Annotated in this window: 13 protein-coding genes; 6 read left to right on the top strand and 7 right to left on the bottom strand. The window is 68.0% G+C overall.

Going from position 1 to position 15,172, the window contains the following annotated elements:
• Window positions 1-19: 19 nt before the first annotated feature.
• Window positions 20-2,953 (bottom strand): choice-of-anchor G family protein, encoded by a 2,934-nt coding sequence (locus WA967_RS02140; RefSeq protein ID WP_424419250.1) that lies wholly within the window; start codon window positions 2,951-2,953, stop codon window positions 20-22.
• A gap of 236 nt (window positions 2,954-3,189) precedes the next feature.
• Complete coding sequence (gene recQ / locus WA967_RS02135) at window positions 3,190-5,256, bottom strand: DNA helicase RecQ (protein WP_424419249.1); 2,067 nt, start codon at window positions 5,254-5,256, stop codon at window positions 3,190-3,192.
• Window positions 5,257-5,344: 88 nt separating this feature from the next.
• Between recQ and WA967_RS02130 the strand changes: the two genes are divergently transcribed.
• The 5 genes from WA967_RS02130 to WA967_RS02110 all read left to right on the top strand — a co-directional run bounded on the left by WA967_RS02130 (window position 5,345) and on the right by WA967_RS02110 (window position 9,376).
• The gene (locus WA967_RS02130; protein ID WP_424419248.1) at window positions 5,345-5,641 is read left to right on the top strand and encodes a GNAT family N-acetyltransferase; all 297 of its coding nucleotides are present in this window, start codon (window positions 5,345-5,347) and stop codon (window positions 5,639-5,641) included.
• 39 nt (window positions 5,642-5,680) lie between these two features.
• Window positions 5,681-6,226, top strand: a complete 546-nt coding sequence (locus WA967_RS02125) for an ECF transporter S component (protein ID WP_424419247.1) — start codon at window positions 5,681-5,683, stop codon at window positions 6,224-6,226.
• Window positions 6,227-6,302: 76 nt separating this feature from the next.
• Complete coding sequence (locus WA967_RS02120; protein WP_424419246.1) at window positions 6,303-8,735, top strand: ATP-binding cassette domain-containing protein; 2,433 nt, start codon at window positions 6,303-6,305, stop codon at window positions 8,733-8,735.
• 10 nt (window positions 8,736-8,745) lie between these two features.
• Window positions 8,746-9,003: a siderophore-interacting protein gene (locus tag WA967_RS02115; protein ID WP_424419245.1), complete on the top strand. Its 258-nt coding sequence runs from the start codon at window positions 8,746-8,748 to the stop codon at window positions 9,001-9,003.
• Complete coding sequence (locus WA967_RS02110; RefSeq protein ID WP_424419252.1) at window positions 8,990-9,376, top strand: siderophore-interacting protein; 387 nt, start codon at window positions 8,990-8,992, stop codon at window positions 9,374-9,376. Before WA967_RS02115 ends, WA967_RS02110 begins: the two co-directional genes overlap by 14 nt.
• A gap of 10 nt (window positions 9,377-9,386) precedes the next feature.
• On the opposite strand, the gene WA967_RS02105 is transcribed toward WA967_RS02110, so the two are convergent.
• The 4 genes from WA967_RS02105 to WA967_RS02090 all read right to left on the bottom strand — a co-directional run bounded on the left by WA967_RS02105 (window position 9,387) and on the right by WA967_RS02090 (window position 12,636).
• On the bottom strand, window positions 9,387-9,746 hold the full coding sequence (locus WA967_RS02105) for a type II toxin-antitoxin system PemK/MazF family toxin (protein WP_424419244.1): 360 nt from the start codon (window positions 9,744-9,746) through the stop codon (window positions 9,387-9,389).
• Window positions 9,743-9,958: a ribbon-helix-helix domain-containing protein gene (locus WA967_RS02100; protein WP_424419243.1), complete on the bottom strand. Its 216-nt coding sequence runs from the start codon at window positions 9,956-9,958 to the stop codon at window positions 9,743-9,745. Before WA967_RS02100 ends, WA967_RS02105 begins: the two co-directional genes overlap by 4 nt.
• Window positions 9,959-10,401: 443 nt before the next feature.
• On the bottom strand, window positions 10,402-11,565 hold the full coding sequence (locus tag WA967_RS02095; protein WP_424419242.1) for an acyl-CoA dehydrogenase family protein: 1,164 nt from the start codon (window positions 11,563-11,565) through the stop codon (window positions 10,402-10,404).
• Window positions 11,566-11,706: 141 nt separating this feature from the next.
• The gene (locus WA967_RS02090) at window positions 11,707-12,636 is read right to left on the bottom strand and encodes a M15 family metallopeptidase (protein ID WP_424419241.1); all 930 of its coding nucleotides are present in this window, start codon (window positions 12,634-12,636) and stop codon (window positions 11,707-11,709) included.
• A gap of 121 nt (window positions 12,637-12,757) precedes the next feature.
• Here WA967_RS02090 and WA967_RS02085 point away from each other — a divergent pair, with 121 nt between their 5' ends.
• A complete protein-coding gene (locus tag WA967_RS02085) occupies window positions 12,758-14,845 on the top strand; it encodes an intein-containing Rv2578c family radical SAM protein (RefSeq protein ID WP_424419251.1) in 2,088 nt (695 codons plus the stop codon).
• Between the two features lie 56 nt (window positions 14,846-14,901).
• On the opposite strand, the gene WA967_RS02080 is transcribed toward WA967_RS02085, so the two are convergent.
• Window positions 14,902-15,087 carry a hypothetical protein gene (locus tag WA967_RS02080; protein WP_424419240.1) on the bottom strand — a complete coding sequence of 62 codons (186 nt, stop codon included), beginning with the start codon at window positions 15,085-15,087 and terminating at the stop codon, window positions 14,902-14,904.
• Between the last annotated feature and the right edge of the window lie 85 nt (window positions 15,088-15,172).

Below are 15,172 nucleotides of genomic sequence, written 5' to 3'. Positions count from 1 at the left end.
ACGCACGACCATGATCTCATCAGGTTCTGCTCACGGCGTTCCTCGTGCGACGCCTCGAGAACGTGATCGCACTGCCGCCGAGGAGCATCAGCAGGATGGCGATCGGGATCTCATACCCGGGCTGGTGCCCGGTGGTGGCGAGGCCCGCTGCAACGACCTTGAAGGAGCCGGTCACAGCCCCCGATGTCGCACCAGTGAGGGTCACCGTGTGCACACCGAGGTCGGTGCTCGTCGGGACCGTCCAGACGAACGTCACCGTTCCCGCGGCGTTCGCGACCTGGGTGCCCAGAGCGAGCGGAGTGGAGTGCATGACACCCGTGACCACCTCACCAGGCTGGAACCCGGTGCCGATCGTGGTCTGAGTCTGGGCCCTCTCAACCACCGGCACCTTCACGGTGATACCCAGCTGCGCGGCCGGAGGCGTGGTTCCCGTCGGTGCCGACGTGTCCGTCGTCGCCGTCGTACCCGTCGGAGCAGACGTGTCCGTCGTCGCCGTCGTACCCGTCGGAGCAGACGTATCCGTCGTACCCGTCGTTCCCGTCGGAGCAGACGTATCCGTCGTCGCCGTCGTACCCGTCGGAGCAGACGTATCCGTCGTACCCGTCGGAGCAGACGTATCCGTCGTCGCCGTCGTACCCGTCGGTGCCGACGTATCGGTCGTTCCCGTCGGAGCAGACGTATCCGTCGTCGCCGTCGTACCGGTCGGAGCAGACGTATCCGTCGTACCCGTCGTTCCCGTCGGAGCAGACGTATCCGTCGTCGCCGTCGTACCGGTCGGAGCAGACGTATCCGTCGTACCCGTCGGTGCCGACGTATCGGTGGTCGCCGTCGTACCCGTCGGTGCCGACGTATCGGTCGTACCGGTCGGAGCCGACGTATCCGTGGTCGCCGTCGTACCGGTCGGAGCAGACGTATCCGTCGTACCCGTCGGAGCAGACGTGTCCGTCGTACCCGTCGGTGCCGACGTATCGGTGGTCGCCGTCGTACCCGTCGGTGCCGACGTATCGGTCGTACCGGTCGGGGCCGACGTATCGGTCGTACCGGTCGGAGCCGACGTATCCGTGGTCGCCGTCGTACCCGTCGGAGCAGACGTATCCGTCGGAGCAGACGTATCCGTCGTGGTTCCGGAGCTGACGACGATCGCGCCAGAGGTCGCGCTGTGACCGAGTGTGTCGGTACCGACCACTGTGTATTGCGCGCCGGCCACAGCATTGACAGGAATCTGCAACGTGGTGTCTGCGGGGATTGCGCCGGTGACGTCCGTGGTGACCGTCTTCGGGCTCCCGACCGCGTTCCCGTCGCTGTCCTTCAACTGCAGCGTGACCTCCGTGGAAGGTGGCCACCCCGTCGACGTGACAGTGGTGTCTGCTCCCGGTGCCACTGGGGTGGTGGCCGACAGAGTCGGCGTGTAGACGACCGCCGCCGCGTTGGCACCGACCTCGGCACGGCCGAGGTCGATCGTCAGCGCGGTACCGCCCAGAAGCGTCGCGCGCGCTGCGACCTCGGCATAGCTGCCGCTGCCCGCACTGCCTGGCTCCTGAACGTTGAGGTTCACGCCGACGACCGTCCCGATCAACGTGAACGCGTCACTCAGGGCAGTGGTCGCCGCGGTGACAGCACTGCTGATCGTGGTGCCGGCCGTGCTCAGCGCGGTGTTCACGAGCGGCAGGACGGCAACACTGGTGGCGCTCTGCACCGTAGTGACGACACCGCCGACCACGGCATCCAGTCCGGGGATGGCCAGCGCGCCAGTCCCCGAGATGGTCAGCTTCTGCGAACTGTCGAGCAGGTCGGCCAACGAGCCGGTGTAACCGATGTTCAGCCCGGCGGTGCACCCGAGGACCTCCAGCAGGCAGACGCCGCCGCTGATGGTGACGGTCACGTTGTCCGTCACGCTCGCCAACACGCTGTTGACGGCTGTCTGCAGCTGACCGAGCGCCACAGCGGCGTTCGCCGCGACAGTCTGCAGAGTCGTCGGACTCACGAGCGGCGTGTTCGGCGCAAGGCCATTGAGACCAACCACGTTCGCCCAATCGACGGTGACTGTGCCGGCTTTCGCGTTGACTGTCACTCCGCCCACAGTGATGGACTGCCCGAGCACGGGATCGAGCGCCGCGGAGAGGTCGGATGAGACATTCACGTTCAAGGTGTTGCTGACCAGGCTCAGCCCCGGGACCAGCCCGTTGAGCGTGCCAAGGGAGTCAGTCACACCGCCGAGCAGTCCGCCAGTGATCGCAGACCCCAGGCCGTTCAACGTCGTCGACAGCGCACCGAGAGCAGAGGTCGCCGTGCTGCTGATCGCGCCGAGTGCCGGGGATACGACATCGAGTCCAGCAGCAGCGACGTTGTAGCCGCGGCAGTTCGCCGGGTTCGAGAGGTCGGAGCAGCTCGTAGCCGGCGCCGTAGCGGCATCCGCCGACGCCACTCCGGTGACGCCTTGCAGCGACAGGTTCGCCGTGGTCAGCAGCGCTGTCGCAGGCAGCAGCTCCATCAGATTCAGCGTTGCGCTCGCCGGGAACGTGCCCGCACCGGAAGTGTCGACGACTCCGGCATTGCTGACCGCACCCGAGGCGGCACGCGAGACGCCGGCATCCGCCGATTGCGAGAACTGGTTCACCGCACCGAGCTGGAGCAGGTCTCCCAGCGGGATGCTGACACCGCTCGGGATGTTCACGTTGAGCGCACTCAATGCGGTGAGGTCAAGATCCGTGACATCGGTCACCGTCCCTGCACCCGTGTTGATCGCCTCTGTACCCGCCAGACCGGCGACAGTACTGAGATCGACACCCGACAGGAGCGATCCGCTCAAGAACTGTGCCTCGGACTCCGAATGATCTCCGGGAGCGCCGTACGCGGCCAATGGCGTGAGCCCACCTCCGATCACGACGGCCGCGGCTCCGAGCAGTCCGATCAGTCTCCGCCCTCGCGAAGGTCCACCATTCCGATTTGCCATCTCACCCCTCCTTGGCGGTGGAGCCCCCACTCCACCAACAACGAGTCCTCCCCAGAGCCGACGATGGCGTCGGCAGGCTTGCCAGAAACGTACCGCAACGTCTCGTATGCTGTCCAGCAATCTCCCAGGGTTTCGGCGGCGCACCCGCCGGCAGCATCCCGTCCGAGTTTTCAGATTCTGAAATAGTCGTACGACCAGGCCTTTGCCCGACCTCGTTCGGATGCGTTCGAGCGGCCTCAGTGCGCGGCGATGACCTCGAGCACCGCGTCGCCGTAGGCGTCGCGCTTCTTCTCGCCGATGCCGCTGATACCGCTCAGCGCCTCGATCGAAGCCGGACGCAGTTCCGCCAATGCCCGCAGCGTGGCGTCGCCGAACACGATGTACGCGGGCTTGCCCAGCTCGCGGGCGGTCTCGGCGCGCCAGGCGCGCAGCGCCTCGAACAGCGGCTGATCACCGGCATCCAGGGTCGCCGCCGCGCTCGACTTGCGGGAGCGGGATGCCGTCACCCGGCCGATCGTGTCCTTGCGCAGCGGCACGGGCGTCTCGCCGCGCAGCACGCCGCCGGCGGCCTCGCCCGGCGCCAGCGTGCCGTAGTCGCCCTGCGCGACCAGGATGCCGCGGGCCAGCAGCTGCCGCACCACGCTGCGCCAGTCCTGATCGGACAGATCGGCGCCGATGCCGTACGTGGCGAGCTGCTCGTGATGCATCTTGCGGATGCGGTCGTTGGACGACCCGCGCAGGATGTCGATGAGGTGCCCGGCGCCGAACGCCTGGTTCCGTTCGCGTTTGAGGCGCACGATGGTCGAGAGCAGCTTCTGTGCGGGAACGAGTCCGTCGAAGGTGTCCGGCCTCTCCAGGCACGTGTCGCAGTTGCCGCACGGCTTCGACTCCTGACCGAAGTAGCGCAGCAGGTTCACCCGCCGGCACGCCACGGTCTCGCACAGCGCGAGCATGGCGTCCAGATGCTGCCCCATCCGCATCTTGAACGTGCGGTCACCGGGGCTCTGGTCGATCAGGCGCCGTTGCTGCACGACGTCTCCCAGGCCGTACGCCATCCACGCCACCGACGGCTCCCCGTCGCGACCCGCACGACCAGTCTCCTGGTAGTAACCCTCCACGGACTTCGGCAGATCGATGTGCGCGACGAAGCGCACATCGGGCTTGTCGATGCCCATCCCGAACGCGATGGTGGCGACCATGATCACGCCGTCCTCGCGCAGGAACCTCGACTGGTTGGCTGCGCGCATCTCAGCGGGAAGTCCCGCGTGGTACGGCAGCGCGTCGAAGCCGCGGGATGCCAGGTACTCGGCGGTCTGCTCGACGGACTTGCGGCTGAGCGCATAGACGATGCCCGATGAGCCCTCCGGCAGAGAGCGGATGAACTCCACCAGCTGCTTGCGCGGCTCCACCTTCGGCACAATGCGGTACTGGATGTTCGGCCGGTCGAAGCTGGCGATGAAGTGCTCCGCGCCCTGCAGGCCGAGGCGCTCGGTGAGCTCCTTGTGCGTGGCCTTCGTGGCGGTGGCGGTGAGCGCCATGCGCGGCACTCCGGGGAACCGCTCGGCCAGGTCACTCAGTGCCAGGTAGTCGGGCCGGAAGTCGTGGCCCCACTGCGACACGCAGTGCGCCTCGTCGATGGCGATCACGCTCAGGATGCCGCGCTGCAGCAGCTGCGTGGTGTAGGAGGACGACAGCCGCTCGGGCGCGACGTAGATCAGATCGAGCTCGCCGGCAAGGTAGGCCCGCTCCACGTCGCGGCGCTCTTCAACGGACTGCGTGGAGTTGAGGTATGCCGCGTTCACACCGTTGGCGCGCAGCGCGTCGACCTGGTCGTGCATGAGCGCGATGAGCGGGCTGATCACCAGCCCGGTGCCCTCGCGCACGAGTGCAGGCACCTGGTAGGTGATGGACTTGCCGCCGCCGGTGGGCATCAGCACCACGGCATCCCCGCCGGCGATCACCTGATCGATGACGGCCGCCTGATCACCGCGGAAGGCGTCGTACCCGAACACCGTCCGCAGCGCGTCGAGCGCGGTGGGGAAGCGGGAGGGCGTCGCGCGGCCCTGGGCCAGCGGCTCGCGACCCTTCGACGGGCTCAGGGACCCAGCCGGGCTCAGGGACCCAGCTGGGCTCAGGGACCCCGCCGGGTTCACAGAGCCATCCGTCGGAGAGCCCCAATCCAGCGGGGGCTCCCAGCCGTCCTCCGGCGGGACCCAGTCCAGCTCCTCTGGAGAGTCCGGCGGCTCCTCATCCCAGGGCCCGGGCTCAGCAGCCCATTGGGCATAGGGGTCAGGGTTCGGCATCCCTCCAGCGTACTGACCGCCACTGACGTCGGATCGCGCTGTCCACAGCCATGTGCGCGTAGGTTGGTCGGAACCGCAAGGAGGAGCAATGCCCGACATCACCGTCAGCCGCAACGACGAGGCCTCGCGCTACGAGATCCGCTTCGACGGCACGCTCGCCGGCTTCGCCGAGTTCGACCGCCGACCCGACGAGTTCCGGTTCGTGCACACCGAGATCGACCACGCCTTCCAGGGCCGCGGCCTGGCTCAGCAGCTCGCCGCCGCAGCGCTTGCGGATGCTGCCGGCTCCGCCGACGTGATCGCCCCCTACTGCCCGTTCATCGCCGGCTATCTCGAGAAGCACCCGCTCGAGGATGTGGAGATCCGCCTGCCGCGCCAGGGCTGACCCCCGACAGCACGCACCGCCATCGCGTAGCCTTGAGCGGTGTCCTCCGCCGCCCGCCTGAGCACCCGCACCCTGCTCGTCTGCGCGGCCATCGGCGTCGCCACCGGCATTCTCGGCGGCATCGCCGGTGTGATCACACTGGGAGTCTTGACCGTTACGCCGTACCTGTACGGACTCGTACTCGGCGTGCACGTGCTGCCCGGGATCATCGCACAGGAGGTCCTGCGACGGCCACTGGTCGCGCTGATCACACACGTGATCGCGGCGCTGATCTCCAGCGCATTCAACCCGGCATGGTCAATGCGCTTCATCGGCACGGCGCTGCTGTTCGGCGCGATTCAGGAGGGTGTCGCGGCCCTCACCCGCTACCGCTCATGGGGGCGCTGGCGCTTCTTCGTCTCCGCGGTGATCATCGGCGTCATCGTCGCGGCCGTGGTCGCATTGGTCGTCGACCTCGGACAGTTCGGCACCTGGGTGCAGCTGGCGTACCTGGCGATCTCGGTTCTGGGCCCGGTGGGGTGGACGGCCATCGGCATCGCCGTCGGCAATTCCCTGCGCAAGGCGGGCATCGCACCCAAGCGCTGACGGATGCCGCAGGTGGGCCTCGCAAGGTAAGGGTAGGCTAAGTTCACCGCATCCGATCGCCGACAGAGGACCCGCCGTGCGCACTTCCGCGCCCCTGCTCCGCGTGCAGAACCTCAGCGTCACGCACGTGGATGCCGCGTACCCCTCGCCACGGGACGTGAGCTTCGACGTGCACGCCGGTGAGGTCGTGGTTCTCATGGGGCCCAGCGGATCCGGCAAGTCCACGCTCACGCTGGCGCTGAACGGGCTCATCCCGCAGACCGTCGACGCCGAGATGACCGGCACCGTCGAGGTCGCCGAGCACGACACCCGCACCACCCCGGTGTCGCAGCTGAGCGCTGACATCTCGCTGGTGTTCCAGGATCCGGATTCGCAGCTCGTCACCGGCACCGTGCTGGATGAGGTGGCCTTCGGGCTGGAGAACCTGCTGCTGCCGGCATCCGAAGTGCTCGAGCGCGCCGAACTCGCGCTGCGTCGCATGGGGCTGTGGCACCGGCGATCCTGGAACCCCGATCTGCTCTCCGGCGGCGGGCGGCAACGCCTCGCGATCGCCTGCGCGCTGGCCATGCGCTCGCGCGTGATCGTGCTCGACGAGCCCACCGCCAACCTCGACCCGCAGGGTGTCGCCGACGTGCACGCCGCGCTGGCGGAGCTGGCGGCGGATGCCGACGAGCGCGCGATCCTGCTGGTGGAGCACAACGTGGATGCGGCGCTGCGGTTCGCGACGCGGGTGGTCGAACTGGACGCGTCGGGACAGGTGATCTGGGATGGGGCCGCGGCTTCCTGGCCGGGAGCGCGTGGCTGGGACCGCTCCGCGGCGGCATCCCCCGGTCGAGACATGCCCCCGCGCTCCTCCGTCGCGCTCCCGCCAGACCCGATGCCAGCTCGCCCGGGGGATGCCGTCGCTGCGCTCGGCATAGAGCGGGCGGTTTCAGAGATTTCTCGGAGTCAAGTCACTCCAGCAACTGCCATCTCGGTGCGCAACCTGGTGGTGCACAAGCACAAGGACGTCGTGCTCAGCATCCCCTCCCTCGACATCGCCACGGGGTCGTTCACGGCCATCGTGGGGGCGAACGGGGCCGGGAAGACCACGCTTCTGCAAGCTCTGGGAGGTGTCGTGCCCCCGCCCCGCGGTACGGTCACGATCGGCGGGCTGGATGCCGGGCACGCCTCGCCGCTGCAGCTGAGCTCGCGCGTGGGGTTCGTTTTCCAGAACCCCGAGCACCAGTTCATCGCGGCCACCGTGCGCGAGGAGTTGGCCTTCGGCCTGAAACTGCAACGAGTCGACGCCGCCGAGGTCGATCAACGGGTCGATGAGATGCTCGACCGCTTCGGGCTGCGCTACAAGGCCGACGAGCATCCGTTCCTGCTCTCGGGCGGCGAGAAGCGCCGGCTGTCGGTGGGCACGGCGCTGATCACCCGCCCTGCCGTGGTGGCCCTCGACGAGCCGACCTTCGGGCAGGACGCCGAGCGCGCGGCCGAGCTGCTGGACCTGCTGCGGGAGCTGCAGCAGGCGGGCACCACCATCGTGATCGTCACGCACGACCTGGATCTGGTCGACGCCTACGCCACGCACACGATCGTGCTCGGCGACGGCGGGCTCATCGCGGCGGGTCCGACCGGCGAGACGCTCCGGCACGCGGTGAGCGCATCGGATCCGGGCATCCGTGCGTCTCCCGTCACCGAGCCCGTCCCCACCGATCCGTACGCGTCGGCGCCGGCATCCGCCCGGTTCTGGCTGCACCACCTCAACCCGCTGGCGAAGCTCGCCGCGGTCGTGCCGGCGATGGCTCTGCTGATCGCCACCCGCGATCTGCTGACGCCCGCGCTGTTCCTGGCTCTGTCGTATCTGCTGGTGCTCACCGGCGCGCGACTGCGGCGCGGCACACTCGCGCTGCTGCTGTTGGGGATGCCGACCGGCATCGCCGTGCTGACGCTCGGGTTCGGCGTGTGGATCGCACCCGGAAAGGTCGCGGACACCGCCGTCGTGCTGCGGATCGGCGACTGGATGCTGCACTCCGGCGCCCTCGAGATCGGCCTGGCCACGGCGCTGCGCCTCGGCGCGATCCTCGCGCTCGCCCTGGTCGGCGGGCTGACCACGAGCGGTCCCGATCTCGTACGGGCGAGCGTGCAGCAGCTGCACGTGCCCTACCGGATCGGCTACACGGCGCTGGCCGCATACCGGTTCGTGCCGCGGTTCGGGTACGAGCTGGGTGTGATCCGCGCCGCGCATCGGGTACGCGGGCACGGCTACGGCGGGCCGTGGGGCGGCCGCGGGCCGGTCTCGCGGCTCATCCGCGGCTGGGGGTACATCGTGCCGCTGCTGGCTTCCGGCATCCGCCACGCCGAACGCGTGGCGCTGTCGATGGATGCCCGCGCCTTCGGCGCCCACCCCACCCGCACCGAACGCCACCTCGTGCGGTGGCGCACCCGCGACACCGTCTTCACCGCAGCGGTGCTCGTCGTGTCGGCCGCCGTGTTCACCCTCACCTTCCCGTGGCAGCTCTGAAACGACCCGCATGTCCATCGCCAAGATCGTGGGGCCCGCGCAGGCGGGTCTGATCCACCTGACCGTGCTCCGCACGCAGCGACTCTCGCAAGGCTGGATGCGCGTGACCCTCGGCGGCGGTGAGATCGACCGCTTCACGCCGATGGGATACGACCAGTGGTTCCGGCTGTTCCTGCCGCTCGGCGGCGAGGAGGCTCTGGACCGAGTCCCTGCGAAGGCCAACGGCATACTCGGGTACCTGAAGTTCCTGCGCCCTGGTCGGCGATGAGACCGCGCTGCCCGCGATCGCGGGGATCTGCACGTCGCTGCCTGCGACGGCCTTGGGGACCGTGATCCTCGAGGGGCCCGACCTGCCGGACTTCCGGCATCCGATCGGTGTCGACGTGGTGCGGCTGGTGCGGACGGACGCCGAGACGCCGGGCGTGCGGGCGCTGGCCGCGTTGCGGGAACAGCCGCTGCCGTCCATGCCGTTCCACGCATACATCGCCGGGGAACAATCCCTGGCTTCCGGCGCCCGCCGGTACCTGGTCGGCGAGCGCGGCGTGGAGAAGGACCGCGTCAGCTTCACCGGCTACTGGAAGCTCGGCACCTCGTCCCCGGCATCCCGCGCGTCCCGCAAGGCGGCATCCCGCCCCGCCTGAGCTGAAACCGCTACAGCGCGAGGTGCAGCCGAAGCGCCTCGTCCACCGCCGCCATCCGCTCCGCACCGACCCAGCCGATCGGGCGGATGATGCGCGAGACCGCAATCGTACGGACCTGCTCGGCCTGCACCTTCGAGTCGCGGTCGAGACCCGTCTCGCCCACCGGCAGATGCACCTGGAACGGTAGGACCCGCGCAGCATTGGATGTGACGGGCACCACGGTCACGGTGGCCCGGTCGCTGTGTGTGGCCATGACGTTGGCGGTGTTGTTGCTTACGACCACCGCCGGCCGGGTCTTCTTCACTTCAGACCCGACAGACGGATCGAACGAGACCATCACGATCTGCCCTCTCCGCAGCAGGCTGATCACGCGATCCCGTCCTCGGCTGCAAGATCCCAGTCCTCGTCGTAGCCCTCGGCGTACGCCTCGGCATACGCATCGGCCAGGCGACTCTCGCGCAGCATCCGCACAGCATCCTGCACGGCAGCAGACCGCGAGGGATACCGTCCCTGCAGCGCTTCAGCATCGAGGAACGCCAGATCCGCGTCACTCAGACTGAGACTCACCTTGTTGTACGACATGCCATTATCCTACCCGAGTAGCAACGCCACTGCTACCGATGCCGCGAGCACTCTCCTGCGCGATCGGACAGCGCGTGCGGAACCGGCATGCGCTGGGCAGGTCCATGGCGCTGGGCAGCTCGCCGCTGACCCCGAGCTTGGCCTTGGCGCGCTCGGCGACAGGATGACGGATGCCGCGAGTGCCGACATCATGGGGAACGGAAGCCGACGCTTCGCGCCGGCACGTCGATGAATCATGCCAACCTCCCGATCCGAGCTCGCGTGGGCGGCCGTGATTGCGGGCGGGCGCGCGGGACGTTTTCCTTCTCTCCAGTAAGCGCACCGGAGTGCATGAACGGGCTGGGACTTGGCTGGCGGTTCCCGGAGTGCTCCTACCCGGGGAGCGCACAGAGAAGGGCCGCCCGGATGCGCGGCATCCGGACGGCCCTGTCAGCGATCGCAGGTCAGCGCTTGCCGGCGATCTGGCGGCCGACGAGGTCGCGCATGATCTCGTTGGTGCCGCCGTAGATGCGGTGCACGCGGGCGTCGGTGAAGGCCTTCGCGATCGGGTACTCCATGATGTAGCCGTAGCCGCCGTGCAGCTGCACGCCCATGTCGAGCACCTCCCACTCGCGCTCGGTCGCCCAGAACTTCACCTTCGCAGCGTCCTCGGCGGTCAGCTTGCTGTCCTTGTAGGCGCGCAGCGCCTGGTCGACATACGCCCACATCACCTCGGTGGTGGTGACCATGTCGGCCAGGCGGAAGCGGGTGTTCTGGAAGTCGGCGATGCGCTCTCCGAACGCCTCGCGGTCCTTGGTGTACGCGATGGTCCAGTTGGTGGCGGCCTCAGCCGCGGCAGCGGCCGCGACGCCGATGGAGAGGCGCTCGAGCGGCAGGTTCATCATCAGCTGGATGAAGCCCATGCCCTCCTTGCCGCTGATCAGGTTCTCCTCGGGGATGAACACGTCGGTGAAGCTCAGCTCGGCGGTGTCCCAGCCGTGGAAGCCCATCTTGCTGAGCTTCTTGCCCTGGTCGAAGCCCTCCATGCCCTTCTCGACGATCAGCAGGCTGAACGCGTCGGGACGGTTGCCCTCGCCGGTCTTGACGAAGGTGACCACGATGTCGGCGGTCGTGCCCGAGGAGATGAACGTCTTGGCGCCGTTGAGGATGTATCCGCCGTCGACCTTCTTGGCATTGGTCTTGATGCCGCGCAGGTCGGAGCCGGCACCCGGATCGGTCATGGCGAGTGCGCCGAGGATCTCACCGGTGGCCATGCGAGGCAGCCACTTCTCCTTCTGCGCCTGCGTGCCCATGTGCACGAGGTAGGGGACGGCCAGGTCGTCCTGAATGCCGAAGGCGCCGGCCAGCGAGCCGGCACCGGCCGCGATGACCTCCTCCATCACGATGGTGCGGAAGCGGTAGTCCTGCAGCATCCCGGCACCGCCGAACTCCTCAGGCACCGACAGGCCGATCAGGCCCGCCTCGCCGGCGGCGAGCATGGTGGCACGGTCGATCTCGCCGGCGGCCTCCCACTTCTCGATGTTCTCGTTCGTGGCGTACCGCTTGACGAAGTCCTTGACCAGGTCGCGGAAGGCCTCGTGATCCTCTTCGTAGATGTCGCGTTCCATGACGTCCTCCTGAAAATGCTGTGCGTCGTCGCTGCCGCGAGTCTACGGCTCGGATGCTGTTCCGAACAGTGGATTGTGGGAATGCGTCCCACGAATCATGACACTGCGTCCCGCATTTGTGGAATGCGTCAGAAGTCCCGCTCAGGGGGCGTAGTCGGGAGCCGCGGGGAGGCTGAAGAACGCCTCCAGGGTGTGGAATCCGCCGTCGTGATAGGCCTTGGAGAGCTCCGGGCCGATGTAGCGCAGATGCCAGGGCTCGGGCATGTACCCGGTCGTGCCGGTGGCGCCGCTCTCATACCGGACGATGAATCCGTACTCCCAGGCGTGCGCTGCGACCCAGGCGCCTTGCGAGGTGCCCGCGAACTGCCCCATCTCGCCGCATCCGGTCGAGCAGGCGACGACATCGACGGCCAGCCCGGTCTGATGCTCGCTGTGCCCGGGGCGCGCCGATCCGGCATCCGCGCCTGCCCGACCATCCGAGCGGACGAAGCGGGAATACGTGGTCTGCTGCAGCGAGTAGGAGCGGTAACCGTTGTTCAGGCCGAGCCTGCCGGCGCCGTCGGCCTGGGACTGCGCGGACAGGCGGTTCAGCGCGTCGGCGACCGCAGGGCGCATGCGCGTGGACCTGGTGGTGGCCGGCAGGTTCGAGGCGACCAGGGATTCCGGGCCGAAGTCCACCGGGTCCAACGGTCGCAGCTTGTTGACCACCACCCACGCGTGCCTCGGGTCGGACAGTGAGATGCAGGGCGCATTGCCTGCGGTGACGGCCTCGCGGAAGGCCGCACCCCCGCCGAACGCTGCGACCGTCGCATGGTCGTCGCCCGCAGCGAGTGCCGCCTGCACACCGGCATCCGAGCATGGATCCGCAGCCGGCGCGCCGGCAAGCTTCACGTCGGGAAGCGCCATCGCCGCCGCGGGTGCCGGAAGGATCATCGCGGGCGCCGGTTCCTCCGCGAGCACTCCCCCGAGAGTCGCCAGCGACGCGATCGCGGTGAACAGCACGCCGACGGGCAGGGCGACCCTCACGGCAAGCGGTGCACGCGACGCATGGCGGGAGTGCGTGGCGCTCATCATTCCATTGTCACCCATGGGCGGTGGGGCTTTCAGGGGTGCCATCCGCAGGAATCGATCATTAGCCTTTTTGTTCGAATGTCTCTTGCACTTTTATCGGTGCTTTGTTCTAATTGATCCCATGCGGTGGCAGGGTCAGACGATCGACGGGGCGGATGCCGATGCGCTGCCCGGTCTGGAGCGCCGCAGCGGCCTGGTGCAGTCGGTGACCACGCCGGAATTCGCCGGGATGACGTTCCATGAGGTGCTGGCGAAGTCGGCCCTGAACGCCGTGCCCGCCGCATCCCGGATGCCGTTCCGCTGGACCATCAATCCGTACCGCGGGTGCAGCCATGCATGCGTCTATTGCCTGGACCCGAGCACGCTCGTGCTGTGCGCAGATGGTCGACAGCGGGCGATCAACGAACTTCGCGTCGGTGACGAGATCATCGGCACAGAACGGCAGGGGCACTACCGACGCTACGTGCGGACGCGGGTTGAGGCGAAGTGGTCGACGCGAAAACGCGCCTATCGAGTCACCCTCGCTGACGGCACCGAGCTGATCGCGAGCGGTGACCACCGATTCCTCACCGACCGAGGCTGGAAGCATGTCGCCGATGCCGAGACGGGCCAGCGCCCACATCTGACCTTGAACAACCGACTCCTGGGCTTCGGAGTAGGACGATTCGCGCCGCCCGCCGACATTCAGGATCACGACTTCCGACGTGGGTACCTCACTGGGATGATTCGCGGCGACGGCATGATCTTTCATGGCGCGTACGCGTCGGCACAACGAACGCGGCACATTCACCGGTTCCGACTCGCGCTGAAGGATCGAGAGGCGCTGGAACGCAGCCGCCGATATTTGGCCGCAGAGGGTATATCGACCATCACGAGACCGTTCTCCGCCGAGACCGAGACTCGGGCGCCGATGTTTGCACTCCCTACCGCCAAACGAGCGGAAGTGGAACGCATCGAGAATGACTTGACAGCCGTTCCCCTCGAACAGCCCAGTGCGTGGCGGGCCGGTTTCCTGTCGGGCATCTTCGACGCTGAGGGCAGCTGCTCGCGAGGTGTGTTGCGCGTCGCGAACAGCGATGAGGCCCTGCTGAGCACCACAGTGGCGGCTCTTAAGGCTCTCGGTATCCCCTGCATCCTCGAACCCGCCCGCACCAATGGCGTGCGCAACGTCCGAGTCACTGGTGGATTGCCCGCAAGGATGAGATTCTTCGCACTCACGCAACCTGCCATCACCCGGAAGCTGGGCATCGCCGGCACCGCCGTGAAGTCGGTGGCCGACCTTCGAGTCGTGGGCATCGAGGAGCTGCCAGGCGAACGCTCGCTCATCGACATCACCACGGGGACCGGGGACTTCATCGCGAACGGCGTGATCAGCCACAACTGCTTCGCCCGCGGAACGCACCAGTACCTCGATCTGGATGCGGGGCACGATTTCGACTCGCAGATCGTCGTGAAGACCAATCTGGTCGAGGTGCTGCAGCGCGAGCTGCGGCGCGGGTCCTGGCAGCACGAGACCGTGGCGCTGGGCACCAACACCGATCCGTACCAGCGCGCCGAGGGTCGGTACCGGCTGATGCCGGGGATCATCCGCGCGCTCGCGGAGTCGGGCACGCCCATGTCGATCCTCACCAAGGGCACGCTGATCCGCCGCGACATCCCGCTGCTGGTCGAGGCGGCGAAGCACGTGCCGGTCGACATCCAGATGTCGATCGCGATGTACGACGATGCCCTGCAGCACTCCATCGAGCCGGGCACCCCCACCACGCAGGCGCGACTGGACACGGTGCGCGCGCTGGCGGACGCCGGGTTCAGGGTAGGCGTGTTCCTCATGCCGATCCTGCCGCGCATCACGGACTCGGTCACCGCCATCGACGAGGTCCTCACCCGCATCGCAGAGGCCGGAGCCGACCACGCCGTGTACGGCGCGCTGCACCTTCGTCCCGGCGTGAAGCCGTGGTTCTTCGAGTGGCTGCAGCGCGAGCGCCCCGACCTGGTCTACTCGTACCGCGGGCTGTACCCGGGCTCGGCATCCGAGGCTCCGAAGGGGTATCGGCAGTGGCTGTCGAAGCGGATGCGGCCGCTGATCCGCGCGCACGGACTGCACACGCAGTCAGAAGAGGACCACGACCGGATGCGCGGTATCCTGCGCGAGCGGATGCGTCCGACACCGGCATCCGCTCCCCCGGCCGCACCGGCGATGCTGTTCTGACGCGACCTCGCGATCGGCGAGGGCCGGTGCGGTTCAGCCGTCAGAACGGCTGAGTCTCAGCCGCGCTTCGTGAGCGGCTCGGTCCAGATCGCCAGGAAGAACAGCGCGAGCGGGCCGAAGATCATCGTGATGAAGAACCACCACAGCTTGCCGCGCCCCTGCATACCTGCGGCGGTCGCCGCCAGGAACGCGATCGAGAACCACGCCGCGCTGCCGATCGAAGCCGCCTGCTGCCAATCCATGCGGCCAGCCTACGAGAGTCGTTCACAACTCCGGAGATCCGACGCGGAAACGCCTCCGCGGAGCCCGAATGGGGCTTCGCGGAGG

The sequence above is a fragment of the Microbacterium sp. genome (assembly GCF_049650565.1).
Classification (GTDB): Bacteria; Actinomycetota; Actinomycetes; order Actinomycetales; family Microbacteriaceae; genus Microbacterium.
Note: the sequence above shows the minus strand (reverse complement) of the source record. Positions and strands in the feature narration are given on the sequence as shown.